Annotated in this window: 24 protein-coding genes; 18 read left to right on the top strand and 6 right to left on the bottom strand. The window is 30.3% G+C overall.

Translation table 11 applies throughout. The features are described 5' to 3' along the window. Positions 1-46: 46 nt before the first annotated feature. The 5 genes from KTC92_RS11560 to KTC92_RS11540 all read left to right on the top strand — a co-directional run bounded on the left by KTC92_RS11560 (position 47) and on the right by KTC92_RS11540 (position 5,577). Complete coding sequence (locus KTC92_RS11560) at positions 47-2,356, top strand: ABC transporter permease (RefSeq protein ID WP_216304151.1); 2,310 nt, start codon at positions 47-49, stop codon at positions 2,354-2,356. A 29-nt stretch (positions 2,357-2,385) separates the two neighbouring features. Beyond that, positions 2,386-3,144 carry an ABC transporter ATP-binding protein gene (locus KTC92_RS11555; RefSeq protein ID WP_220286847.1) on the top strand — a complete coding sequence of 253 codons (759 nt, stop codon included), beginning with the start codon at positions 2,386-2,388 and terminating at the stop codon, positions 3,142-3,144. A 16-nt stretch (positions 3,145-3,160) separates the two neighbouring features. Beyond that, on the top strand, positions 3,161-3,847 hold the full coding sequence (locus KTC92_RS11550) for a response regulator transcription factor (RefSeq protein ID WP_216304150.1): 687 nt from the start codon (positions 3,161-3,163) through the stop codon (positions 3,845-3,847). A gap of 4 nt (positions 3,848-3,851) precedes the next feature. Further along, a complete protein-coding gene (locus tag KTC92_RS11545; RefSeq protein ID WP_216304149.1) occupies positions 3,852-5,240 on the top strand; it encodes a cell wall metabolism sensor histidine kinase WalK in 1,389 nt (462 codons plus the stop codon). A 115-nt stretch (positions 5,241-5,355) separates the two neighbouring features. Beyond that, entirely contained in the window at positions 5,356-5,577 is a 222-nt protein-coding gene (locus tag KTC92_RS11540) for a YdbC family protein (RefSeq protein ID WP_216304148.1), read from the top strand. A 135-nt stretch (positions 5,578-5,712) separates the two neighbouring features. Here KTC92_RS11540 and KTC92_RS11535 read toward each other — a convergent pair whose 3' ends face one another. The 3 genes from KTC92_RS11535 to KTC92_RS11525 are packed head-to-tail and all read right to left on the bottom strand — an operon-like array spanning position 5,713 to position 7,070. After that, the gene (locus KTC92_RS11535) at positions 5,713-6,189 is read right to left on the bottom strand and encodes a zinc ribbon domain-containing protein (RefSeq protein ID WP_216304147.1); all 477 of its coding nucleotides are present in this window, start codon (positions 6,187-6,189) and stop codon (positions 5,713-5,715) included. 13 nt (positions 6,190-6,202) lie between these two features. Further along, complete coding sequence (locus tag KTC92_RS11530; protein WP_220286848.1) at positions 6,203-6,508, bottom strand: hypothetical protein; 306 nt, start codon at positions 6,506-6,508, stop codon at positions 6,203-6,205. Then, a complete protein-coding gene (locus KTC92_RS11525) occupies positions 6,498-7,070 on the bottom strand; it encodes an RNA polymerase sigma factor (RefSeq protein ID WP_220286849.1) in 573 nt (190 codons plus the stop codon). The genes KTC92_RS11530 and KTC92_RS11525 overlap by 11 nt, the downstream gene beginning before the upstream one ends. A 239-nt stretch (positions 7,071-7,309) precedes the next feature. Between KTC92_RS11525 and KTC92_RS11520 the strand changes: the two genes are divergently transcribed. The 6 genes from KTC92_RS11520 (at position 7,310) to KTC92_RS11495 (ending at position 15,628) form a co-directional block, all read left to right on the top strand. Further along, a complete protein-coding gene (locus KTC92_RS11520) occupies positions 7,310-9,049 on the top strand; it encodes an ABC transporter ATP-binding protein (RefSeq protein ID WP_216304145.1) in 1,740 nt (579 codons plus the stop codon). Between the two features lie 10 nt (positions 9,050-9,059). Further along, positions 9,060-9,965, top strand: a complete 906-nt coding sequence (locus tag KTC92_RS11515) for a CPBP family intramembrane glutamic endopeptidase (RefSeq protein ID WP_216304144.1) — start codon at positions 9,060-9,062, stop codon at positions 9,963-9,965. A gap of 350 nt (positions 9,966-10,315) precedes the next feature. Further along, on the top strand, positions 10,316-10,525 hold the full coding sequence (locus KTC92_RS11510; protein ID WP_216304143.1) for a helix-turn-helix transcriptional regulator: 210 nt from the start codon (positions 10,316-10,318) through the stop codon (positions 10,523-10,525). 173 nt (positions 10,526-10,698) lie between these two features. After that, complete coding sequence (locus KTC92_RS11505) at positions 10,699-13,419, top strand: penicillin-binding transpeptidase domain-containing protein (protein WP_216304142.1); 2,721 nt, start codon at positions 10,699-10,701, stop codon at positions 13,417-13,419. Between the two features lie 286 nt (positions 13,420-13,705). Further along, entirely contained in the window at positions 13,706-14,335 is a 630-nt protein-coding gene (locus KTC92_RS11500; protein ID WP_216304141.1) for a CAP domain-containing protein, read from the top strand. A gap of 450 nt (positions 14,336-14,785) precedes the next feature. Then, the gene (locus KTC92_RS11495) at positions 14,786-15,628 is read left to right on the top strand and encodes a CPBP family intramembrane glutamic endopeptidase (protein ID WP_220286850.1); all 843 of its coding nucleotides are present in this window, start codon (positions 14,786-14,788) and stop codon (positions 15,626-15,628) included. 127 nt (positions 15,629-15,755) lie between these two features. Here the strand turns inward: KTC92_RS11495 and KTC92_RS11490 are convergent, their stop codons facing one another. Together KTC92_RS11490 and KTC92_RS11485 are read right to left on the bottom strand one after the other, a co-directional pair. Continuing rightward, positions 15,756-16,028, bottom strand: coding sequence for a spore coat protein (locus KTC92_RS11490; RefSeq protein ID WP_369811875.1), 273 nt, complete (start codon positions 16,026-16,028; stop codon positions 15,756-15,758). A 22-nt stretch (positions 16,029-16,050) separates the two neighbouring features. Beyond that, on the bottom strand, positions 16,051-16,260 hold the full coding sequence (locus KTC92_RS11485; protein ID WP_165413274.1) for a hypothetical protein: 210 nt from the start codon (positions 16,258-16,260) through the stop codon (positions 16,051-16,053). Between the two features lie 282 nt (positions 16,261-16,542). On the opposite strand from KTC92_RS11485, the gene KTC92_RS11480 reads away from it, so the two are divergent. The 3 genes from KTC92_RS11480 to KTC92_RS11470 all read left to right on the top strand — a co-directional run bounded on the left by KTC92_RS11480 (position 16,543) and on the right by KTC92_RS11470 (position 19,893). Then, complete coding sequence (locus KTC92_RS11480; RefSeq protein ID WP_216304139.1) at positions 16,543-17,574, top strand: glycosyltransferase family 4 protein; 1,032 nt, start codon at positions 16,543-16,545, stop codon at positions 17,572-17,574. 4 nt (positions 17,575-17,578) lie between these two features. Next, the gene (locus KTC92_RS11475; RefSeq protein WP_165413272.1) at positions 17,579-18,568 is read left to right on the top strand and encodes a lysylphosphatidylglycerol synthase transmembrane domain-containing protein; all 990 of its coding nucleotides are present in this window, start codon (positions 17,579-17,581) and stop codon (positions 18,566-18,568) included. A gap of 140 nt (positions 18,569-18,708) precedes the next feature. Beyond that, positions 18,709-19,893 (top strand): glycosyltransferase family 4 protein, encoded by a 1,185-nt coding sequence (locus KTC92_RS11470; protein WP_216304138.1) that lies wholly within the window; start codon positions 18,709-18,711, stop codon positions 19,891-19,893. Between the two features lie 25 nt (positions 19,894-19,918). On the opposite strand, the gene KTC92_RS18705 is transcribed toward KTC92_RS11470, so the two are convergent. Beyond that, the gene (locus tag KTC92_RS18705; RefSeq protein ID WP_369811874.1) at positions 19,919-20,032 is read right to left on the bottom strand and encodes an IS3 family transposase; all 114 of its coding nucleotides are present in this window, start codon (positions 20,030-20,032) and stop codon (positions 19,919-19,921) included. Between the two features lie 195 nt (positions 20,033-20,227). Between KTC92_RS18705 and KTC92_RS11465 the strand changes: the two genes are divergently transcribed. The 4 genes from KTC92_RS11465 to KTC92_RS11450 all read left to right on the top strand — a co-directional run bounded on the left by KTC92_RS11465 (position 20,228) and on the right by KTC92_RS11450 (position 25,095). Then, positions 20,228-21,145 carry a DUF1861 family protein gene (locus KTC92_RS11465; RefSeq protein WP_220286851.1) on the top strand — a complete coding sequence of 306 codons (918 nt, stop codon included), beginning with the start codon at positions 20,228-20,230 and terminating at the stop codon, positions 21,143-21,145. 196 nt (positions 21,146-21,341) lie between these two features. Continuing rightward, positions 21,342-23,141, top strand: a complete 1,800-nt coding sequence (locus KTC92_RS11460; protein ID WP_220286852.1) for an ABC transporter substrate-binding protein — start codon at positions 21,342-21,344, stop codon at positions 23,139-23,141. Between the two features lie 55 nt (positions 23,142-23,196). Then, positions 23,197-24,183: an ABC transporter permease gene (locus KTC92_RS11455; RefSeq protein ID WP_253198204.1), complete on the top strand. Its 987-nt coding sequence runs from the start codon at positions 23,197-23,199 to the stop codon at positions 24,181-24,183. Beyond that, a complete protein-coding gene (locus KTC92_RS11450) occupies positions 24,184-25,095 on the top strand; it encodes an ABC transporter permease (protein ID WP_220286853.1) in 912 nt (303 codons plus the stop codon). It abuts the gene before it with no gap. Positions 25,096-25,103: the final 8 nt, after the last annotated feature.

Below are 25,103 nucleotides of genomic sequence, written 5' to 3'. Positions count from 1 at the left end.
TAAATAAGTTATTCATTAATAATAAAAGAAAGGACGATTGTAAGTTATGTGGGTTAAAAAATTAAGACAACGAAAAATGCAGAGCATTATGATTTTTTTTATCATATTAATTTGTACCATGCTAATGTCAAGTTCTATAATGATGATATCATCATTACAAAAACCCTTTGAAGATCTCCAAAAAGAGTGCCAATCTCCGAAAGTAAAAGTATTTCCTCTTGAAAAAGGAGAAAAAGAAATCGGTGAGTTATCCAAAAGAATAGAAGGATTAGACTCTGTATCAAAAACAGTATTAATTAACAGACATTGGATAACAGAAAAAATATCTTATAAAGGTAAAAATGTGGAAACATTTGCAAGTTTAACCAAATATGAGGGAAGTGTATATGGGAAGATAAGATCTATTAGCAATAAAGTTGATGTGCCTAAGGAAGGAGAGTGCTTTATTCCAGCTGCACTCTCAAATGAATATAATATAAAGGTTGGCGGAAAAATTGTTTTATGGAGTGGCAGTAGAAATTATACTTACAAAGTAGCAGCCATTTATGCAGATCCATACTCTATATCTTTAGCATTTAATTGTGAATTTCTTGTGAGTGAAATTCCAGAAGAGTTAGAAACTTCAAAGGTTATAGCAGTGTTTAGCGATAAGAGTATTACTGGAAATGATATTATTAGCGAATACCGCGTGAAAAATCATGGCGTATTAGAAGGAAGAGCCATGACCATAGAAGATAGTATGAGTAACAGTGCTATATCAGAGAAGATTTTAGGCGGTATATTGCTGGCAGCAAGCATTCTTGTGCTTTTAGTAAGTAGCATGATGATTCGCTATATGATCAAAAATGCTCTAATTCAAGATAGCAAAACTATAGCTATTTATAAAACCATTGGTTATTCATCAAAATCTATTATGAGAATTTATATGGAACTATATTTCTTTATTGTAGCAAGTGGAAGTGTTCTAGGAATCATTTGTTCTTCATTTATTTCAAGTAAATTTACTAAGCAAATCTTTGCTAATATTGGTGAAACTAATCATGCTAGTATATGGTTTCCTGCATCAATATGTTTTTTCTTAATCAATGGCTTTGTATTACTTCAAGTTTATTTAGTAATAAATAAATTGAAAGATATAAAACCGGTTATTGTGTTAAATGGAAGAGAAAATCAGCTTGGCACTCGTAAAACAAAAAATCATCCCTTTACAGAAAAATTAAGTTTTTCTCCACTAGGAATAGCAGTTAGAAATATGCAAAGAGATAAAAAAAACACCTGTTATATTATTCTCACTTGTGTGATTTCTATTTATTGTGTAAATTTTGCGTTATCATCCATTTCCGTATTAGATACCATGAAGGATAACAATTACTATTGGATAGGTTTTGATAAATTTGATGTAGCAGCCGTTTCTGAAAACCAGGTGAAATTTGACGAAAATTGCCGTGTTTTATTAACAGATGCAGATGTTAAGCGTGTTATTAAAACAACTGCAAATTCAAATGTTATGATGAAATGGACCAAAGGGATGGGAGACCCCAATATTGCAAGGATGGTGTATGAGACTTATAAAAATATTGATATGCCGGTAGTGAAAGGACGCAATCCAATACACAGTGATGAAATTGTGCTAGGAAATTTAATCGCGAAAGAAATGAAAAAGGATGTAGGCGATTATGTGGATATCTATTTAACCCCAGATAAAAAAGTAAGCCTTCTTATTGTAGGAACTAGCCAAGGGTACTATGAGCTTGGGAGAACCTGCAGACTTCTAAGTTCTACCTTGGAAAAAAATGGAGTAAAGTTTTCTTTCGATGAAGCATCCATTTATCTAAATAAGAATGTAGATAAAAATCAGTTTATTGTGAAATATAATAATAAAATGAAAAATGATTTGAAAATAATAGATCGATCAAATAAATACAGCAATATTATGGATATGATATGTGGACCTCAAAAGGAGGCAATTGCTCCCTTTATGGTATTGGTTATGATTATTGGTGCATTGAATCTTTTCTGCATAGTATATTTAAAAAATATAAAAGAGCGAAAGAAACATAATATTTTCAAATCTATTGGCTATACAGGAAAGCATTTATTACTAACGAATTTATGTTACATTGGGATTATTGCATTAGTATCAATCTTAGTAACTGTGCCAATCTTTATTGTAACATTTCCTAAAACTATGGTTATGGCCTTATCTATGTTTGGATTTTCACAATATCTGGTGACTTATAATGTTGCAACTTTGGTTATGGGTAATACTGGAATACTATTTGTGTTCTTACTAAGTGCTGTATTATCATCAACTGGATTATTTAGTAATCACCTAACAGAGCTCGGGCAAGAATAAAAAAATAAAAAATAGTGAGGTAGAATTTTATGGATAATGTTATAATTAAAACAAGCTTATTGTGCAAAAGTTTTTTAAGTGATGGTGAAGTAAATAACGTAATCAAAAACTTAAATCTTGAGATAAATAAAGAAGACTTTACAGTAGTTATGGGAAGTTCCGGCTCTGGTAAATCCACTTTGCTTTATCTGTTAAGCGGTATGGATGGAGCAACTAGTGGAGAGGTATTTATAGGTGATGAAAATATTACAAATTATAAGGAAAGTGAAATGGCTGATTTACGAAGAAACAAAATCGGATTTGTATTTCAAGGGATTAACCTTATTCCTGATCTAACCATTTATGAGAATATTGTAAGTCCAACCTATAAAACTAATAAAAAGAAATTTGACATTGATAAAAAAATTGATGAGTTATTAGAGAAAATGGAGTTAACAGATCACAAAAAAAAATTCCCCAGTCAATTATCTGGTGGACAAAGTCAGAGGGCGGCAATTTGCAGAGCGCTTATAAATGAGCCTGAACTATTATTTGCCGATGAACCTACAGGTGCACTTAACTCAGCTCAAGGAGAAAATGTACTAGATATTTTTTCTGATATTCATAAGGGCGGTCAAGCAGTTGTTATGGTTACCCATGACTTAAAGGCTGCGCTTCGAGGCACTCGAATTATATTCTTAAAAGATGGCTATATTGATGGAGATTTAAAATTAGATGAATATAAAAAAGAGACAGCTGATGAAAGAGAAAAAATAGTTTATGAATTTTTAAAACAAAGAGGATGGTAAAAAAATAGGAGATATTATGGAGCAAAAAACGATTTTAATTATTGAAGATGAGAAAGAGTTAGCTGAAATATTACGCGATTATCTAGAAATAGAAGGTTTTAAAATATTCATTTCATTTGATGGCGAGGAAGGATTAAAACTTTTTAAATCCAAAAAACCAGAACTTGTACTTCTTGATATTATGCTCCCTAAAGTAAATGGTATGGAGGTTTGTAAGCAAATTCGAAATAATTCTAATATACCTATAATAATGGTATCTGCTAAAAGTGGAGAGATGGATAAAGTGATTTCCCTTGGAATTGGAGCAGATGATTATGTCACAAAGCCCTTTAGTCCGTTGGAACTTGTGGCAAGAGTAAAAGCCCATTTAAGAAGGTATAAAGAGCTCGAACAATCGAAAGCTCCTTCTGTGATTATTACTATTGGTAAGCTTAGAATTAGTAAGGAAAGCTATGAGGCAAGTATAGATGAAAAAATCATAGATTTTACCACAAAAGAATTTGAAGTCTTATATTTTTTTGCAAGGCATGTAAATCAAGTATTTTCAAAGCAGCAAATATACCAAGAGGTTTGGGGTATGAATGAATTTGGTGATATTAGTAGTGTGGCAGTTTATATAAAAAGAATTCGAGAAAAGTTGAATAATTTTGGACTTTGTTATATCAAAACAGTATGGGGAGTAGGATACAAGTTATCTGTATAAAATTATGAAAAATAGAATTTTCAAACAACAAATAGGGTTACATTTTTTTATAGTGCTCATTTTGGTAATATCCACATTAATGTCCATGATAAGATATTCAAATAATAAAGAGGAAATTCTTTATAATAAGGCCAGAATTCTAGTAGCCAGTCAAGTCAATGAACTAGAATCAAAACAATATAAACAAGGTGAGTTTTCTTATACAGTGTTTGATTTAGATGGAATGGTTGTTTATACCAGTGACAAAAATGATTATAAACAAGGGGAATTTATAAATCTTAAAGAGGTTCTCCAAACTGATAAAAGTTTTTATGAAAAGAATAACAAACAAATTAAAGTTTCCTTTGTTTTGTTAAGTGGGAAAAAGGTAGACAAATTTGCTGTGTTTACTATACCAAGACAGCAGATATTAAAGCGTACAGAAATAGAAAACTTGTTCTATTTATTTGCTCCAATTATTTGTGGAATTATCCTTGTGCTACTTATACTAATTGCCATAAATATTTATATGAAATACCATGTCTTAGATCCACTGCTTGAAATAAACCAGTCCTCAAAAGCAATTATTGAAGGTAATTATGACATTCCAGTAGCACGCGCAAGAGGCAATAGATTGCTACAGAATGAAGTGGCTGAATTAACATATGGGTTCGAATTAATGCGAGATCAATTAAAGGAAAAGAGAGAAAAAGAAAAGGAATTAAAAAGGTCTCAAAAGGAACTTATTTCCTGCATTTCTCATGATTTGAAAACACCTATATCGACAATTAAAGCTTATAGTGAAGGCATGCGAGATGGCATTTCAAACACTGAAGAAAAACGCAAAAAATATGTGGAAGTTATTATTCGAAAATCTGAGGTAATTACTAAAATGGTTAACGATTTGTCAGAGCATTCCAATGCAGAATTGAATGAACTGAAAATTGTAAAAAGTGAGTGTTATTTGGATATATATTTAAAAAAGGTAATATTAGAATTAAAGCTTTTAGTGGAACATTATGGACTTACCTTTGAATATCAGTGCAATGCTGCAAATGTAATGGTTTCTATGGATAAAAGCCGTATAACACAGGTAATTTACAATCTTATAGAGAATAGTATAAAATATACTAATCATGAAAATGGCAAGATAAAAATTACTGTTTTTTATCTTGAAACTGAAAATAAGATAGCTTTTTCTGTAATGGACAATGGAAGTGGTATTAGTTTAGGAGATATGACCTATGTTTTTAATAAATTCTATAGAGCAGAAAAATCTAGAAGTATGAGCATCCCGGGTTCTGGACTCGGATTATCAATATGCAAATATATTGTAGAAGCCCATGGCGGAAACATTAAATGTAAGAATAACCAAGTAGCTGGGGCAGAATTTATATTTACTATTGATATATAAACATCCCTTGTGTGCTTATTTTTATATTTATGAGAAAATAGTAAGTAAACTTTGCGACGATTTTGAGAAATAGATTTTCGAATAAATAAAAAAACTATTATTGGAGGGATTTTAAATGGCAGAAATTAAATTTGAAATAAAAGAAAAATCAGGGGTGATTTCCGAGTCAGCAAAGGGATGGACAAAGGAACTAAACCTTGTCTCTTGGAATGATAAAGATCCTAAATATGATATTAGAGATTGGGATTGCGAGCATAAGAAGATGGGTAAGGGGATTACTTTATCTGTAGAAGATTTAAAGAAACTTAAAGATATTTTGAATAGTATGGAAATATAAGAATATTACTATGGGGATATTGACTTCTTAAAATAAAAATGGATAAAAGAATGTGTTAATTAAAATTAGCATTTCTTTATCCATTTTTTTTAGTGAAATAATAAAAGGAAAAGCTCCTATAGAAAGTTATTTATCCTACTTTAATTTAGAGGCACATTTGGGACAAATATTCCACTCAGGTTCTACTGGGAATCCACAAGAACTACAGTTATCTTTAAGCTTAAAGCCACAGAATGGACAATTCATAAAGTGATCATCTACAGGATTTCCACAGCTTTTGCACATTGTTTTAGTGTAGGAATTCCTTACGACTAGATAGATTATTAAACCTATAAGGTTTGGAACAAATAGTGCCACCATTGTCCAAAGCCAAGGGTCCATACCCCTTCTCTTTGAATCCATAAATACAAAATGACCAATTAAATAAATTACTCCAAAGATTAATAAAAGTATTAAAGGTAGTATTATGAGAGGTGGAACTATTTCAGAGATATTTGTGTTCCCATGTCTATAGTCCGAGGCTATGGCGAAAGATATGAAAATAATAAAAGATAAAAAGAGTAGAGGAAGTATTGTTATAAGGGTAAAAAATATTTTTTTTGAATTTTTCATTTTAATCTCTCCTTTAAATAGTAATTGAAAATTTTAATTTAAACTGCCCTTTAAAAAATATTAGAGGTAATATTGATAAGCTTGAAAAAAAACTGTATAAAATATATAGACCTATAATTCCTTTAAAATTAAATTTGAAATATACAATAATAATTAAACTTATAAGTGAAATAATATTAAAAAAAACTGACATACAAACAATGGGCAAAAAGTGTATGTTACTTATTTTTTCTTTAGTATTTTGAACTAAATTTTTAGGAAGATTAATATCTTCATTACCTAGTTCAAAGAGAAGCTCTTCTAAATGTTTATCTTCCATAGTTATTATCCTCCATATATTCTTTTAATAACTTTTTAGCTTTATTTAATCTGGATTTTACAGTTCCTTCAGGTATTTTAAGAATTTCTGAAATTTCTTTTTGCTTTAATCCGTTGTAGTAAAATAGTATTATTACCATTCTAAATTCATCTTTTAAATTATTCACACTATTTCGTAACTGTTGCTTATTTTGGTTATTATCATAAGATTCCTCAGGAAGAAAGGTAGTTGACTTTATATTTTCCATTACAATGTTTTTTTCATTAATATCAAAAAAATCTATAGATTTTGAAACCCACCGTTTTAATTTTCTATAATTATCTTTATATAGATTAATAGCAATTGTAAAGAGCCAAGGTTTAAAATTCTTAATTCTGTTAAAGTCATCCATATATTTAAAAGCTTTTATCCAAGTATCTTGAAATAGATCTTCAGCACTAGTACTGTTTTTATGCAAATGTATACAGAGCTTATAGAGAGGAATTTTATATTTTTCTATAAATAGTGCAAGCGCTTGATTTCTATCAGTATCAAAAGTTATCCAAATAAACTTATCATCCAAAACCTTGCCCCCTTTCACTATTTACTACGCGTGAAAATATAAAAGGTTCATTTAATAATTTAGAATCAACCTTCGTTAGCGTAGGAAATAATATTATAAAATATATTTTACACTAAATAATATAGTAATATAAAGAATCATTTTAAGAAGGGTCATTGAGAATGAAATAAATAATCATTCTCAATGAGTTTAGTGATATAATAATAAACAAACTTTAAGGAAAAGGAGTTACAATAATAATGAATATTTTTAAAAAATTTAAAAGTTACTATAGACCATACAAGGGGCTGTTCTTTGCAGATATGTTTTGTGCATTAATTTTATCTGTAATTGATTTGGTGTTTCCCTTAATAGTTAGATATTTGCTAAATGATGTTTATGTATTAAATGATGGAAATAAGATATTTAAATATGTTTTATATGTGGGGATAGCACTATTACTTATGTATATTGCAAGGTATTTTTGTCAGTATTTCATAACCTCATGGGGACATATAATGGGGGCAAAAATGGAAGCGGATATGAGAAAAGATATTTTTAACAATCTTCAAAAACAATCTTTTTCTTATTACGACGAAGCGAATACCGGAAAGCTCATGTCGAGAATAGTTACAGACCTTTTTGATATATCAGAACTTGCGCATCATGGGCCTGAGGATGTATTCATATCCATACTAAAAATAGTTGGGTCTTTTGTTATACTCGCAAATATAAATTCAAGAATAACACTTATACTTCTTTTATTTACACTGGCAATGTTATTTTTTTCATATTTCTATAATCAGAAAATGCGAAATGTTTTTTCAGAAAATAGGGAAAAGATAGCAAGTGTAAATGCCCAAATTCAAGACAGTTTAGCAGGTATTCGCGTGGTGAAATCATTTGCTAATGAGAATATAGAAAATACTAAATTTGCTAAAGGTAATAACGAATTTTTAAAGACAAAAGAGGAAAGTTATTTTATAATGGGCAAATTCCATAGTGGTAACAGCTTTTTTCAAGGATTACTTTATCTTAGCGCTATACTTGTAGGGGGTATATTTATAAGTGATGGCTCATTAAAAGTATCTGATCTTGTAATTTACATACTTTATATAAATACATTTTTAAATCCTATTGATAAGCTTGTAAATTTCACGGAGCAGTTTCAAAGAGGGCTTTCGGGATTTGAAAGATTTGTTGAAGTCATAAATACAAAGCCAGACATAATCGATAAAGAAGATGCAGTTGAATTGGTTAATCCAAAAGGAGAGATATCTTTTAATAATGTATCATTTAGTTATAATAATATGCATAAAGTATTAAGTAATATAAATATAAAAATACAATCAGGTAAGAATATTGCACTTGTTGGTCCATCGGGTGGTGGTAAAACAACCTTTTGCAGTCTTATACCAAGATTTTATGAGGTAAACCATGGTTCAATAACAATAGATGGCATCAATATAAAAGATATAAAACTTAAATCACTTAGAAAATCTATTGGGATAGTCCAGCAGGATGTTTATTTGTTTTCGGGAAGCATTAAAGAAAATATATCATATGGCAGACCGGGAGCATCGGAAAAGGAAATAATTGAGGCGGCTCAAAAGGCAAATATTCATGAGTTCATTATGAGCCTTGAACATGGGTATGATACTTATACTGGAGAAAGAGGAGTAAGACTTTCTGGTGGTCAAAAGCAAAGGATATCTATAGCAAGAGTATTTTTAAAGAATCCAGCAATTTTAATACTTGATGAAGCTACATCAGCTCTTGATAATGAAAATGAACAATATATTCAAAAATCATTGGAAGACCTTACAAAAAACAGGACGACGCTCGTTATTGCTCATAGATTAAGTACAATAAAAAATGCGGATGAAATAATTGTACTTACTGATGAAGGAGTAAACCAAAGAGGAACGCATGACGAGCTTATAAAGCAAGAAGGATTATATTCTTATCTTTACAATATGCAGTTTAAGCAAATAGAGTAGGAGTGATAATATGTTTTCGAATAAAACTGGTTTATTTAGAGAAGCAAAACAAGCGAAGGTACTTCCTAATATTATTTTATGTTTATTTTGGGTATTGCTTTTTCTAATTGGAGGGCAAGGAATAGGTGAAATATTGGCTCATTTTACAAAGAAAATTATTGGCAATGATCCTTCCGTTTTATTACTAAATCAACTTATTTGTGGTTTTATATTTATAACATTATTAGTATTTGCTAGAGTAAAGTTTAGAGAAAAAAGAAGTATTTCAAGCATGGGATTAAAAAAAGAAGGATTTATAAGAAAGTATTTAATAGGTTTTGGCATAGGAATTTTAATGTTTTCAATAGTAGTTTTATTGCTTAGTGTTAGCGGGCATACTGTAGTAAATAGTAATCCAGTAGGTCTTTCAGGTGTAGCAGCTTTAAGTGGTGTGCTAATTGTTATACCAGGGTGGATGATACAAAGTGCTGCAGAGGAGATTCTTTCAAGAGGATGGTTTATGAATGTTTTAGGTGCAAGATATAATGTAGCTGTAGGTTTGATTGTTTCCTCTACGTTTTTCGGATTTATGCACCTTGGAAATCCAAATGTAAGTGTTTTAGCTATAATAAATATTGTTTTAGTAGGTTTGTTTTTTGGCGTATATGTTATAAAAACTAATGATCTGTGGGGGGCTTGTGGACTTCATGCTGCGTGGAACTGGACTCAGGGAAATATTTTTGGGTTTGAGGTAAGTGGACTAAAAGTAGCAACAGGTAGCTTGATGAATTTAAAGTTAACTGGTGCAGAATTGTTCACTGGTGGAGTATTTGGTCCTGAAGCCGGTATGGCAGCAACCATAGTTCTTTGTATAGGAATTATAATTGTATATTTTATTCCACTACATAGAAAATTGGAATCTGCGAGGAGTTTATAGAAATAATACCAAAAAATAATTTATGTTTGTAATTAACACAATACAATAACTATTTTCTCTTTATTAGGTGGGCCAATTGAACAGTTATATTTACTTAATTAAATAAAATAACAACATTTTTTTAAAAATGTTGTTATTTTTTTATGAGACAAAGTATATAATATACCCTCCAAAAAACTATGGAGGGTACCTCAGTAATTTTTTTTATCTTTTTCTGAAATAAACATAGTTAATAGGGCAAGTATTGCTATATTAGTGACAAGTTATATTATATAAATGACAATATAACTTGTCCCAAAAACTAAATGGTAGTATACTATATTTTGATAACAATTTAAGGATGTGACTTTATGAAAGAAGAATTAATATTAAAAAATAAACTTAAATTAGCTAGAGCAGAAAACAATCTGTCTCAAGGAGATTTAGCGGAAATGGTTGGCGTTTCCAGACAAACAATTAGCTCAATAGAAACAGGTCAATTTAATCCAACTGCAAAGTTAGCGTTGATATTTTGTATTGCATTAGATAAAAAATTTGAAGATTTATTTTACTTTGAGTAGGGTAATGAGCTATAGTAAAAGAGTTTGTTAATCATGAAAAAAACACAGCAAAGCACTAATAAGGCTACATTCCTTTAAACTATATTTATAGATTTAACTATAGTGAAAATATATTGAATTATATATTATATTATATTTATAAAAATAAAATGAAAGTTTAAAATGGTGATGAAATGAAAAAAAGAAAAAAAATTAATAGACATAATGTCCTATTTGTAATTATGTTAGCTATATTTTCAATAATAATTGCAAAGTTATATTATTTACAAGTATTAAATGGACAATATTACAAGGATACAGCAAATGCCAGTGCTCAAAAGGTCATAACTGTAGAGGCCCCAAGAGGACTCATAACAGATAAAAATGGGATAAGCCTTGCAAATGAAACGCTAGGATATAACCTTACATATACAGACACAGCTAATGCTAGTACTCAGATATTTACAACTTTACAAAAAATATTTGCAATTTTGGACGAAAATGAAGAAGTTCAGACAGATAGTTTTCCTTTGAAAATTGAACCATACAGATTTGAATTTAGTTCAAGTGATCCTAAGGCAATACATACCTTACAGTTAAGATTTTTAAAAGATAGAGGGATTCAAGGTAATATATTGAAATCAAAATTTGAAAATAAAAAAGAGGAAGATTTAAATTCTTCTGAAACTACAAAACTTAATAATGAACTTTTGAAATTAACCCCAGAGGAAGTATATAATGAACTGCTAAAGGAATACGGTGTAATAAAAGGAGTTTCAAGTTTACATATACAGGAAACTCCAGATTTAATAAGAAAATATTTAATTGTAAAAGATGATATAAAAATGAACTTTTTTTCTTCATACAAATCAATTAACATAGCAACTAATATAAAGAAGGATACGTCATTTATATTCGAGCAAAGTCTCTCAGATTTACCTGGAATTAAAGTAGAAAATATGCCTATGAGACAATATCCCTATGGACAGCTCGCTTCATCGGTTTTAGGATATATAAGCAAAATAAGCCCTGCTGATAAGGAAAAATATTCAGCAAAGGGTTATGATACAAGCACAGATTATGTGGGATACTCTGGAATTGAAGCTGTAATGGAGAGCAGTCTCAAAGGAGTTAACGGAGGAGAAAAGATACCAGATGCGAATCAGGGTAAGGTAAAAAGTGAAATCACTAGTAAGAAGGCAACTCCTGGAAACAATGTTCAGCTTACAATAGATGCAAATTTGCAATATGCCACAGAAAGCGCTTTAAATAGTGAAATGAAGAGATTAAGAGGACTAGGAATGGTAAATGGCTTAAATGTATCAAACGCTACAAGAGGCGGAGCTGTTGTAGAAGATATTCACACTGGTGACATATTAGCACTTGTTAGCTTACCGGGTTTTAATCCAAATGATTTCTCTACGGCGCAAGGATTAACTGAAGCTCAATCAAAAAAATATTTTAATCAGGATTATGAAGCCATGGCAAAAGCTCAGGGAAAACCACAAAGTTTAATTGATTATATGTTCCCAATAGACAAAAGTATAAAGGGAAATACCACAATTAGAAAGGACAAATTTGATTACTATCCAAAGTATTTGTATAATTATGCAACTATGTCGTTAATTCCTTCTGGTTCTATTTTTAAGCCAATGACTGCAATTGCAGGTCTTGAAGAAGGAGTTATAGATGCTAATTCCACATATGATGATAAAGGTGGGTATGATATGGGTGGTGATAATAAAGTTGGGGGTGTAAATTGGAATCCTTTCGCAACAGATGGAGCACTTGGTATTGTAAACGTAGTACGTGCATTAGAAAAATCAAGTAACCCATTTTTTATGAATGTAGGTGATTTATTAAGGTCAAAATCTGGAGATGACATTTTAGCTAAATATGCATGGATGTTTGGACTAGGAGCTGACCCTAAAGTAGTGAAACCTAGTACTGGGATAGAAATAAACGAAAATTTTGGGCAAGTATATAATACAGTATCCCAGAAAAATCTATCAGCATCGCAATATCTTTTGACTATTGAGGATGATTTAACTAATGGAGTTTCTGGTATAGGAACAAAATTCTCCCCATTAGATTTGTACGATAGAGAGGGGGATGTTCTTATTGTTTATAAGGGGAAAAAACTTTCAGAAATAAAAACTGAAATTAAAAATAAAATAAAAGACTCTGTAAAGAATGGAACTTTTTCAAAGAGTAACTACGAGGTTTTATTTAAGCAATTAATTGCTGCCGATCCTAAGAATAAAGATAAGAAGTTTACTGATGCTGATATACAAGCAATTGTAGATGATGTATATTACCAAGCTGTACAGACAGGGCATGGTTCTTTAAGCTTACCATACAATATGTATATTGCATCTATTGGTCAAGGTATGGATAATTTCACGCCGCTTCAGATGGTAAATTATATAGCAACCCTTGCAAATGGTGGAACAAGATACAAACTTAACTTGATTGATAACATAAAAGATTTTAATGGAAAGTTAGTATCTCAATCAAAACCTGAGGTGTTAAATAAAACCAATATGAGTGCAGAAACAAGAAATCTAGTTATGCAGGGCATGAACAACGTTACAGGGCCAGGCGGTAATACCGACGGTACTGCGTCTAAAGCACTTGCTGGATTTCCTATACCTACAGGTGGTAAAACGGGTACAGCGCAGTTTAATAAACCTGAAATACAAAATAAAGTCGGTAGAGGAGATTATGCTTGGTATGTAGGTTATGCACCGGCTGAAAATCCTGAAATTGCAATATCTGTAGTTATATTTGACGGTGGTTATGGTAGTGACGCTGCAAATGTCGCTAGAGGTATGTACGAGAGTTATTTTAAAAATGATCCTCGGATGGCAAAGTATAAGAATACGTATGACATAAAATTAAAACGTATGAATTAGAGACCTTAGAAAATACTAAGGAGATGAAAACTTTAATTGTATTGCATTAAAAAAGCACTCTATAACAATAAATTGGATTATTCAAAATATTAATTATATTTTCCGTTTATAGCTTAATTCAAAACAGTTAAACTAACACAATAAGTGTAATTACATGAATATATGACATAATACAACATAAATTCCATCAATAAAAAAACTATAAACCTCATTTAGATGATAGAATGTGTATACAAAGTAAAAATCACGCTTTGTATATTATAATTAGAAAGGTGAGGTAAGAAAGATGAAAAAAACATTAAGATTATGTATATTAACTTTAGGGATTTTAGTAACAACAGGAATAAGTTCAGTAGCGTACGCAGCAGGGGATACCATAAATTACACAGTTAAGTCAGGAGATTATTTGTGGAAGATTTGTGTTAATTATGAGGTTGGAGTTTCAGAGGTTTTAGCTGTCAACCCTCAGATAACTAAGCCTGATCAGATAAACGTTAACCAAATAATAAAAATACCAAACTTAGTTGGGGATAAAAAATTGGAGAAAGATGTAGTAATACTAGTTAATCAAGAAAGAGCAAAACAAGGACTAGCTCCATTAAAAGATAATTGGGAACTTTCCAGAGTGGCTAGATATAAGTCACAAGATATGGCAGATAAAAACTATTTTTCTCATACATCACCAACTTATGGATCACCTTTTGATATGATGAAAAACTTCGGCATAACATATAAATCTGGTGGTGAAAACATTGCAATGGGTCAGCAAACAGCGGCTTCAGTAATGAGCTCTTGGATGAATTCTCCAGGACATAAAGCTAATATTTTAAGTAAGAATTTTACTGAAATAGGAGTTGGGGCGGCAAGAGATAAAAATGGAACTATTTATTGGACTCAACAATTTATAGGAAAATAAATAATTTAATTACATTTCAGAAGGAAAGTTTCCCACCTCTATAAGTGGGGGTTAACTACCATAGCAAAAATAAAACTTCAGTGGGAGTATAAATTTCCTTCTGAAGTCATTAATATTACAGCTCCGCAGGAGATGATTTAATATGATCTGTGTTTTTAAATATTGAGTTTTAACAATATTTAGAAACTCAGATTTTTTTTGTTAAATGAAATATTCTAGCTAGATAATAATATTGATTATACATAACCAAAGTTGCCATTATGTTCATATATCATCTTATAAAATTATGTTACACTTAAAAATATAATATGAGAAAGGATAGTGAATATATGATGAAAACAATAAGCATCTAATGGAGTTTATAAGGGAATATAGCCCGAAGAGGGACGATTATATATAAATAGAATAAAGGAAAAAAACTACATTAATTTAAATAGAGAGAGTGATCGAATGAATTTTTTAAGAAACATAGAAAATGGAGCTATAAATATTAAAAAAATGGGAATCATTAAAGCTCTTCTTGTCATGTTTCTATCAATTTTGTTGGAGGGATTAGGGCAATTACCTGTAGAAGTTTTAAATTTATTCTCTGGGAGATTTGAAAAAGTAGTGCCTTATATAATTTTTGTTTTTGGGGTATTGGTTAAATTGTATGTTATTATCATTTTATTCAAGTGGCTTAGTAATAAAGCAAATGATCAAAAACCTAAACAACAATTGAATTGGATGGATTTTGCTTATGCAGCCCTCATGATTATAGCCTTCCGTCTGCTATTTGATAACAGTGTAACTTTGTGGGTTAGCAAGATATCGATGCCAAATTTTATAAAACAATCATTCGAAGAACTACCTAGTTCGCCAATTATATCAATATTTAGTGATATTGTCGTAGCGCCTATATATGAGGAAATTGTTTTTAGAGGAATATTATTGAAAGGAATGACTAAAAAAATAAATCCAACTATAGCGCTTGTAGCATCTGCATTATTGTTTGCTCTAGTTCATATGAACATTCCTAAAGGTATAAATGCATTTTTCCTAGGACTAGTTGTCGGAGTTATATATTTAAGAACGGGCTCAATTTATTTAAGCATATTTGCGCATTTAGTAAATAATATTCTGGCTATTTTGGTTTCTCCGCTGTTTTCATTAATAGGAGGGAAATATGCTGTGGAAATTCATGGGATGTTTTTGACTGTAGGGGTCATACTTTTAGTTATAGCTTGTAGTGGACATAATCATAATAAAATTAAAAACAAACCAGGCATATATAAGCAAGTTATAGAAATATAGATATTGTTTTTTGTTAAAAAGAAAAATAGGTGAAATGAAAATTATATATATACATAAAGAAGCCTCTAACAACTTAATCTGTTAGAGGCTTCTTATAGTTAATGAAAAATTATTATATTATAATTAATTATTTTAATTCATTCATCATTTGGTTAGCTTCATCTTTTAATTGTTGAACTTCATTATCTGCAGCATCTTTTGTAGGATACCATCCTTTTTGTTTCATAGCGTCAAATATCATATATTGAATGTTTTGATCGTTTTTAAAATTGTCAATTAGGGTACTCCTCAAATTTGTACAAGAAGATTCAGTTATTCCTGTACTATAAGCAGAAATAACCTGTTTTTCTGTAGCAAGTAAATCATGCATCAAATCTTTTTCGCACATACTTGTATTCATATAATATCCCTCCATTTATATATTATTGATGAGAATCAAGGTAAGTTTTTAATGTATTAAAGTTTTGTTTATGTGTTTGGCTAGCTTCAGTGCAAAGATTTTTTAAATTTTGATCTGTACATTGTGAACCATATTCATTAAATTTTTTATTAAGTAATGATTCATATCCTAATTGGTCTTTAATAACTTTTAGGTTGTTGCTTTCAATTTGTTTATTTTCAGCATTCATCATATTTATTACCTCCAGTCTTTTATTTAAATCGGAACAAGAGTATTATCTGCTTTTTGTATTAAAATATAACTGGTAAATTAATGTAATATTAATGTAGAATTAACTTATCGAATAAAGGTAATTTATAACAAGAATGTTTCAATAAAAATTTATTATAAATAGATTTTTTTTGAAAATTAATAAAAATTAAGAAAATTTTAAGGTAACATTAATCAATATTTAATAATAATGGAGTACAATATATATATAATAAGAAAGTTAGATTAGACGGGAGTGACTATTATGCCTACTATAAATATGCTGTCAACAGCTGATAAAGTCAAAGGTCAAGGAGTAGGCTCAGCTTATTTAGAACAAGTAAATTTAGTCCAAAACGGATTAGATAAAGAATATAAAGTTGTAATAAATAAAATAGCGAGAACCGAAATAATGCATTATCATAGTATTGATTTTAAGCATTATTTGAGTATACCTTTTGCTAAAAGAAAAGGGGTAACAGTGGGCTATGTGCATTTTTTGCCTGAGACTATTGAAGGAAGTATTAAATTACCCAAGTTAGTTGAAAAGATTTTTTATAAGTATATAATAAGTTTTTATAATAGTATGGACTATTTAGTTACAGTAAATCCTAATTTTATAACTAAACTTGAATCCTATAATATTGATAGAAAGAAAATTACTTACATTCCTAATTTTGTTTCTACTGAAAAATTTTATAATCTTTCAATTGAGGATAAATACATAGCAAAGGAAAAAATGAAAATTGCAAAGGATGCCTTTGTTGTGCTTGGAGTAGGCCAAATACAAACAAGGAAAGGTGTTATTGATTTTATTGATATCGCAAAAAAACTTCCGGAAGTACAATTTATTTGGGCTGGTGGGTTTTCTTTTGGAAATATTACGGACGGATATAAAGAACTAAAAAATGAAATAGAAAATGCACCTGAAAATATCTTATTTACAGGGATAGTTGAAAGAGATTTGATGAATGATATATATAATGTATCAGATGTTCTTTTTATGCCATCTTATAACGAGCTTTTTCCTATGTCAATACTTGAGGCAATGAATACTCACACTCCAGTACTGCTAAGAGACTTGGAACTATATGAGGACATATTATTTGATTATTACTTAAAAGAACATGATAATGAAGGGTTCATTAAGGCTATAGAAAAATTAAAAAATGATGCAACTTATTATAAGCAGGCTAAAGAAAAAGCTATAAGAGGGCACAGTTTTTATTCTAGAGAGAATGTACTTGCTATGTGGAAAAAATTTTACGAAAAGGTATATAGAATAAAGGGTAGGTAATCTAATGAAAAAATATAAATTTAATATTATTTTGGGGATAGCTTCTGGGGTTATATTTGTTTTGTTGATCATTTTCACAAACGGTTGGATGGATTTAATTCATCAAATGAAAAATTTGCAAATCCAATGGATATTCGTAGCAGTTATTTCCATGATGCTATATTGGATTTTTGAAGCTAAAACTTTGCAAAGTATTATACTTTTAATGAAAAAAGACTATAAATTCAAACAAGCATTTAAAGTTACTATGGTAGGGCAATATTTTAATTCAATTACTCCATTTGCATCTGGGGGTCAGCCAATGCAACTATATTCACTTACAAAACAAAAATTGGGAGCTGGCAAATCTGGTTCAGCGCTGATGATTAAATTTATTATCTATCAGACGATATTGACTATATATTCTTTAATTCTTATATTTTGGAAAGCAGCTTTTTTCAAAAGTAAAATGAGCAATTTATTTTATTTAATAGGGTTTGGATTTACAGTTAATGCTAGCGTGATTATATGCTTAATTATATTTTCTAAGTATCGGAAATTAACACGAAAATTAATAATAGCTTTTTCTAAAGTATTAGGAAAATTTAGAGTGGTAAAGAATATATCAAAGCTAGAAATACGTATTAATGAGAATTTAGATCAATTTCATGATAATATGGAGATAGTAAAGCATAGCAAGGGATTGATGCTTAAAGCTGTTGTTTATACAGTATTTCAACTGACAATATATTTTAGCATCCCTTATTTTATTTATCTTAGTTTTGGAATGAAGGGTGCTAGCATAGGCAGTATGATAGCTGCAACCGCGTTTGTAATTATGCTCACAGCGTTTATACCATTGCCTGGAGCTATTGGTGGAGCAGAGGGTGCTTTCTATATGTTTTTTAGTTTGTTTTTCGTATCTAATAATATAATGGCTGCTATATTATTATGGAGGATAATTACATTTTATTCCTGTATAATTTTTGGGTTTTATGCTACTGTAAAAAATTAGCTTCATTGGGAGTATAAATATCCTTCTGAAGTCGATAATGCAGCTTCTGTGAAGCTGTTGCAGCTCCGCAGGAGATGATTTAATGCATATTAAGCAAGAAAATTTTATAAGGAAATTATAGTGTTTAAAGGGGATTGATTATGAATATTGGAATTTTTACTGATGCTTATTATCCACAAGTAAGTGGGGTAGTTACTTCTACTATTATATTGAAAAATGAATTAATTAGACTTGGACATAATGTAACCATTATTACTGTTGCACACCCAGATGTAGAGGAGCAGGAGGGTATCATTAGATTGCCTAGCATACCATTTTTTCTTTTACCTTCACAAAGAGTTGGGATGATATATTCACGTAAAATTATGAATAAGATAAAAAAAATAGACCTAGATATAATACATACACAAACGGAATTTAGCATAGGAATATTTGGAAGAATAGTTGCTAAAAGATTAGATATTCCTGTAGTTCACACCTATCATACTATGTATGAGGATTATATCCATTATATATCTCATGGCATAATGCTTAAGCCTGCTTCGCAATTAGCTAAGAAGGTAAGTGAGCTATATTGTAGAGATTGTAGTGCTATAATAGTTCCTACAATAAAGGTGAAGGATGCATTGGAAAATTATGGCTTAACAAGGCATATAGATGTAATACCAACTGGAGTTAACATTGAACCATTCAAAAGAAGTAATTACAATAAAGAGACTATCAAAGATGAAAAGAGATCTTTTGGAATAAATGAAACCCAACCAGTTGTACTATTTATTGGGAGAATAGCAAAAGAAAAAAGTATAGATATAATTATAAATAGTATGAAAGAACTAACTAAGAGAATACCGAATTGTAAATTGCTCATTGTAGGTGATGGACCAGAACGTGAAAATCTAGAAGATTTAGCTAAGGCATTGGGCATTGAAAAATCTGTAGTATTCGCAGGAGAAAAACCTTGGGAAGAAATTGGCAGGTATTATCAGATGGGAGATGTGTTTGTAGGTGCCTCACTAACTGAAACGCAAGGCTTAACATTTGAGGAAGCTATGGCGGCACAAATTCCTGTGGTAGCTAAATACGATAAAAATTTAGATGGTATAATTCGCGATAAAATTAATGGAAGATTCTTTTATAAAGACGAAAATTTAGCTGAAATATTATTCCAAATATTAATGGACAAAGAGGAATCTGCATTAATGGTGAAAAATGCTTATGATAGAATGGAACCATTATCGTCTAAGTGCTTTGGAGAAAACGTTGAGAAAGTTTATATGGAAGTTGAAAAACAAAATTGTATGCTACAAAATCAAAAAGTAACATAATGAATTTAACAAAAGAGAATTAATTCTAAGCCACATTCCTATATTCTATAGGAATGTGGCTTTTTAATGTCAGCTGAAAATTTTCGTAGTTATACCAATGAATATATCTTCTTACCCATAATAAAATGCTGTCACACAAGTTAAGGTCTAAGTATTTGGGTAGTAGCGCTTTACATCATTTGGTATAAACTGCCTGTATTCTAATTTATTTAAAGTAATTATAATTGTAAGAATAAATTGAAAAAAACCGAAATTAAAGTAAAAGTATATTGAAATTAAAGTAAAATGTTGATAAAATAACAATTGAAAGGTTTACAAAAGGAGGGAGACTAATATGAAAAGAAAAAAATGTGATGAATTATTAAATGAATTCAAACTTCAAAAAGTTGAATTTAAAGCTAATAAATTAAAATTTGTTTTAAATGACAATAAAGATATATATAACATAACAGCACCATTTGAAATTGATAATGAAGTAGTTATAGCAGGAAGAGTTGAAGCAAGGGATTCCGAACATTCGAAAATAATGTTCTTTAAAGAGATTGAAAATGAGTGGAGAGTAATTGAGGGAACCCCGATTTTTGATTTGCAAGATCCATTTGTAACTAAAATAAATGGAGAATTAGTTTTAGGTGGAGTAGAGATTTACGAAACAGGAAATGAAGACATGCCTATATGCTATAGAACTGTATTTTTAAAAGGAAATTCATTAAAAAAATTAGAAAGATTTGCTGTTGGACCAGACAGAATGAAGGATATAAGACTACTCGAGTTATCAAATAATAAAATATTAGTATTTACAAGACCACAAGGTGAAATTGGGAATAGAGGTACTATAGGTTACTTTATTATGAGGAGTTTAGAAGAGCTTACTATAGAAAACATAGAAAGTGCGAAACTTTTAGATAATATGTTTTATGAAGAAGAATGGGGTGGAGCAAATGAGCTTCATTTACTTGAAGATGGTACTATAGGAGTTTTATCTCATATAGCTAAGTTTGATAATGAGGGAAATAGACATTACTATTCATCAGTATTTACATTTAATCATGAAACTTCAGAATATAGCAAAATGAAGTTAATTGCAATAAGAGATAATTTTGAAGAAGGGGCAGCAAAGAGACCTGATTTAATAGATGTAATATTTAGTGGTGGATTAATAAGAAAAGAAAACGGACAAGCGGAACTTTACTGTGGAGTAAGTGATGCAGAAGCTCACAAAATATTAATTAGAGATCCTTTTAAATTTTAACTGCATTTCAGAAGGCAAGTCTCCCACTTCTATAAGTGGGAGTATCTACTATAAGTAGGAGATACTTGCCCTAACAAATAGAAAACTTCAGTGGGGGTATAAGTCTCATTCTGAAGTAGTCAATGCATCTTATGCGAAGCTATTGCAGCTGCCCAGGAGATGATTTAATGAGAAAATAGTAAGGGAGAAATTTAAAATGAGAAAAAATAAAGTAGTTGCAGTTTTAATGAGTTGTTTATTAGGAACGTCATTATTAGTAGGGTGTGGTGGAAGCAATAAAGCGAACTCAAGTAATAATCCGGATGGAACACTAGTTATTAATGGTGATTACATAGTGCCTCCAGCTGCACATGGCAATCCATTTATAGGCGGATTTGTAAACGGTATCGAACCGTATATGCAAGATAACCTATTTGTATATGCACCATTTCCGTCAGCAAAATTTAAATCTCATTTAGGGGAAAGTTATACATTTGAAAATAAAGTTTTAACAGTTAAATTAAAAGATGGACTAAAGTGGAGTGATGGGTCACCATTAACTACTAGAGATGTTGAGACTACTTTCTATATGAATATTGGAAGAAGACAGGTTTGGGAATTTTTAGAAAATATACAAATTGTAGATGATACAACTATGAAGTTTAACTTTAAAACAGAAAGTCCATTAATAATAAATATGGCCTTTGATATTAAAATTAATGCACCTACATCAGTATATGGTAAGTGGGCAGAAAAATATAAAGAAATAGCAATGACAGGAAGAAAGTATCATCCAGAAACACTAACTTTCTGGTATTTAGAAGAGTCTAATAAGAAGTTACAAGACTTAAATATTCAATTAGAAGGATTTAAGCCAAAAGTAGAGGAAACTATTGGATCAGGCCCATTTACTGCAAAAAATATTACAACTTCAGAAGCGTTATTAGTTCAAAATCAAAATTACCGTGAAGAATTAGATATTAAACAATTAAGGGTTATGAGAGTAGTTACACCGGAAACAGCGGCAACAGCTATGGTGGATGGAACGCTAGATATGCACAGTGGTGGTATTGTTAGAGATGTAGAAGAACAAATTAAAAAGGGTTTAGACACATATAAAGCGCAGTATGTTTCAGAATTTAGTCAAATGTCAGTTGTATTTAACACACAAAAATATCCTGCAAATAAAAAAGAATTTAGACAAGCTATGGCTTATTTAATTAATAGAGAAGAAATAATGCCATTAACAGAACCAGGTAGTTTAAAAGGTGAGACTACATTAACAGGTCTTCCAGCTACATTACAAGAAAGCTGGGGAGTAAAAGATTTTGCGAAAAATGAATTAACAGATTATTCATTTGACCCTGAAAAGGCAGAAAAATTACTAACATCGATTGGTTGGAATAGAAATGCTGCTGGTACTTGGACAAATGAAAAAGGCGAAGTTGTAACATTTGAATTAGCTTGTAACAATGGGTGGGGTTCAGCTATGTTGCCAGGTGAAGCAATTGCAACAAAACTTAAAGAGTTTGGATTAGATGTTCAATTTAGGCCAATGGAAGGTTCAGCGTTTAATGATTACTTTACTAAGAAAGAGCACACTGTAATTATTGAATTTGCCCCAACTGGAAATGTACTATATGCACATCCATATGGAAGTTACGAAGCAATTTATAGATCGAGACCATTCTTAATGGGATTAGAGACAAACGAAGAAGGAAATATAATTATTGAGTCAGAAGGTGAAGAAGTAAATGTAACTGATTTAGTTAAGAAACTATTTACAGCCAAAGGTGATGAAGTACAAGAAATAACTAAGAAATTAATGAAAATAACTAATGAGCAAGCATATTTTATTCCTTATTTAGAAAAAGGATTCCCGATAAGAACTCTAAAAGATAATGTTACTTTAGGGTTTGGAAATGATGAAACAATAAAAGATGTTAGATACTCCGGTGTAGGAGAAAATCTACTTGCAACTTTAATAAAAGAAAAGACTATAACTTTGGGAAAATAATATTAAAGGTGTCTTATACATATTATAGGACACCTTTTTTCAAGGGAGGATCATTATGATAAAGAAAATTTTAATGTTATGTTTAACTGTTATATTTGCAGTTATAGTAACATTTTTAATAATAGAACTTATGCCCGGAGATCCTGTAGATGTATTAGCTAGAGAAATGGTTAGTACACAAGGAGTGCCTTATGAGGAAGCATATAAAAGAGCTGTTATGCAGTTGAATTATGATCCAAATGTTCCACTGGCTGAAAGGGTTTTAGATTTTGGTGAAGGAATATTAAATGGAGATTTAGGACAGTCATTAAAGTTTAAAACAGATGTTAAAGATATAGTAATGTCAGCATTGCCATGGACATTGCTTATAACCGGTGTTTCAACAATACTAGCATTTACAGTAGGTATAAGCATTGGGATGGTTGCTGCGTGGAAAAGAAGTAAAAAGCTAAATCTTTTATTAGATACCTCGGCATCGGTTTTAGGAGCTATACCAGAGTATATTATAGGGTTTTTCTTAATATTAATATTTGCAGTGAATTTAAGGATGCTACCATCTAAAGGGGCCTATTCAACAATGGTTGATGTCGGATTTAACATGGCTTTTATAGCAGATGTTGCAAAACATGCTATTTTACCAATACTGGCATTCTTCATTGTTAACGTAGTGAACTGGATAGTAAATATGAGATCAATAGCAGTTGGAATATTAAATGAAGATTATATTCAATATGCAAGGGCAAGAGGAATAACTAATAAAAAGATAATTTTTAAATATGTAGGTAGAAATGCAATGTTGCCAATGGTTACATCATTAGCAACTACTTTTGGATTATTAGTAGGTGGTTCACCACTTATAGAAAATTTATTTTCATATCCAGGGGTTGGTTATTATTTAAATAATGCAACAGCAAATAGAGATGTTACTTTAATGCAAGGGATGTTCTTTGTAATAATAATAACAGTTATTTTATGTAACTTCTTAGTAGAATTATTATATGGGTTTGTAGACCCTCGTTTAAGAAGGAAGGGGAGAGCATAAATGAAAAACAAGCTAAGTTCATTATGGGAAGGGATAGTTAATTTCTCGAGAGTAATAGTTACAAATAAACAAGCAACTTTTGGAGCTTTTATATTAATCATATTTACATTGATGGCAATATTAGGACCAATTATGTTAACTCCTGATAAGGCTAACTATGTAAATAGATTACAAGGATCATCATTTCAACATTTATTAGGTACCGATTTTGCAGGAAAAGATACATTGAAACAATTCATATTAGGTTCAAGAGAGGTTTTAACAATAGCTCTTTATGCAGGTGTTTTCACATTGAGTATTGGGGTTACAGTAGGGATTACATCAGGATTACTTGGTGGAATAGTTGATGATATTTTAATGATGATAACTAATGTAGTTCAGACAATACCTAACTTTCCTGTATTAATGGTTATGTCATTAATAGTAAATATTGATAGTTCATTAAAGTTTGGGCTTATATTAAGTATATGGTCGTGGGCGGGACTTGCAAGGGCAGTAAGGTCACAAACATTATCTTTGAAAAATAGAGATTTTATTGAGGCAAGTAGAATTTTAGGTATGAGTAAGATTTATATTATTATAAATGACATTTTACCAAATATTATATCATACATAGCAGTTAACTTTATTATGATAATGAAATCATCAATACTAGCAAGTGTTGGATTAATGGTATTAGGATTAGCTCCGTTTGAAGGAGATCATTGGGGAATAATGCTGGATATGGCATTAAACAAAACGGGAGCATTATTTGGTTCAAAAGCGATAATATATCTATTAACACCAATTGTAGGGATTGTTTTATTCCAATTAGGATGCTTTATGTTTAGTAAAGGGTTAGAGGACGCATTTAACCCAAGAATAAAAACTACTATAGCTATAAAAAGAAAAACAAAAGTAATGGGAGTTTAGGGGTGAGA

It is taken from the genome of Clostridium sp. CM027 (genome assembly GCF_024730565.1).
In the GTDB taxonomy this organism is placed as follows: domain Bacteria; phylum Bacillota; class Clostridia; order Clostridiales; family Clostridiaceae; genus Clostridium_AD; species Clostridium_AD estertheticum_B.
The sequence above is the reverse complement of the archived record's forward strand: the minus strand, read 5'-3'. Positions and strand labels throughout refer to the sequence as shown.

Coding starts and splice junctions, on each gene's coding strand:
- KTC92_RS11490 (WP_369811875.1), bottom strand. CDS start 16,028: ATGAATACAAGTATGTGCGAAAAAGATTTGATGCATGATTTACTTGCT.
- KTC92_RS11465 (WP_220286851.1), top strand. CDS start 20,228: ATGAAAAGAAAAAAATGTGATGAATTATTAAATGAATTCAAACTTCAA.
- KTC92_RS11475 (WP_165413272.1), top strand. CDS start 17,579: ATGAAAAAATATAAATTTAATATTATTTTGGGGATAGCTTCTGGGGTT.
- KTC92_RS11515 (WP_216304144.1), top strand. CDS start 9,060: ATGTTTTCGAATAAAACTGGTTTATTTAGAGAAGCAAAACAAGCGAAG.
- KTC92_RS11535 (WP_216304147.1), bottom strand. CDS start 6,189: ATGAAAAATTCAAAAAAAATATTTTTTACCCTTATAACAATACTTCCT.
- KTC92_RS11500 (WP_216304141.1), top strand. CDS start 13,706: ATGAAAAAAACATTAAGATTATGTATATTAACTTTAGGGATTTTAGTA.
- KTC92_RS11560 (WP_216304151.1), top strand. CDS start 47: ATGTGGGTTAAAAAATTAAGACAACGAAAAATGCAGAGCATTATGATT.
- KTC92_RS11530 (WP_220286848.1), bottom strand. CDS start 6,508: ATGGAAGATAAACATTTAGAAGAGCTTCTCTTTGAACTAGGTAATGAA.
- KTC92_RS11520 (WP_216304145.1), top strand. CDS start 7,310: ATGAATATTTTTAAAAAATTTAAAAGTTACTATAGACCATACAAGGGG.
- KTC92_RS11470 (WP_216304138.1), top strand. CDS start 18,709: ATGAATATTGGAATTTTTACTGATGCTTATTATCCACAAGTAAGTGGG.
- KTC92_RS11455 (WP_253198204.1), top strand. CDS start 23,197: ATGATAAAGAAAATTTTAATGTTATGTTTAACTGTTATATTTGCAGTT.
- KTC92_RS11550 (WP_216304150.1), top strand. CDS start 3,161: ATGGAGCAAAAAACGATTTTAATTATTGAAGATGAGAAAGAGTTAGCT.
- KTC92_RS11480 (WP_216304139.1), top strand. CDS start 16,543: ATGCCTACTATAAATATGCTGTCAACAGCTGATAAAGTCAAAGGTCAA.
- KTC92_RS11510 (WP_216304143.1), top strand. CDS start 10,316: ATGAAAGAAGAATTAATATTAAAAAATAAACTTAAATTAGCTAGAGCA.
- KTC92_RS11450 (WP_220286853.1), top strand. CDS start 24,184: ATGAAAAACAAGCTAAGTTCATTATGGGAAGGGATAGTTAATTTCTCG.
- KTC92_RS11505 (WP_216304142.1), top strand. CDS start 10,699: ATGAAAAAAAGAAAAAAAATTAATAGACATAATGTCCTATTTGTAATT.
- KTC92_RS11460 (WP_220286852.1), top strand. CDS start 21,342: ATGAGAAAAAATAAAGTAGTTGCAGTTTTAATGAGTTGTTTATTAGGA.
- KTC92_RS11485 (WP_165413274.1), bottom strand. CDS start 16,260: ATGATGAATGCTGAAAATAAACAAATTGAAAGCAACAACCTAAAAGTT.
- KTC92_RS11495 (WP_220286850.1), top strand. CDS start 14,786: ATGAATTTTTTAAGAAACATAGAAAATGGAGCTATAAATATTAAAAAA.
- KTC92_RS11545 (WP_216304149.1), top strand. CDS start 3,852: ATGAAAAATAGAATTTTCAAACAACAAATAGGGTTACATTTTTTTATA.
- KTC92_RS11555 (WP_220286847.1), top strand. CDS start 2,386: ATGGATAATGTTATAATTAAAACAAGCTTATTGTGCAAAAGTTTTTTA.
- KTC92_RS11540 (WP_216304148.1), top strand. CDS start 5,356: ATGGCAGAAATTAAATTTGAAATAAAAGAAAAATCAGGGGTGATTTCC.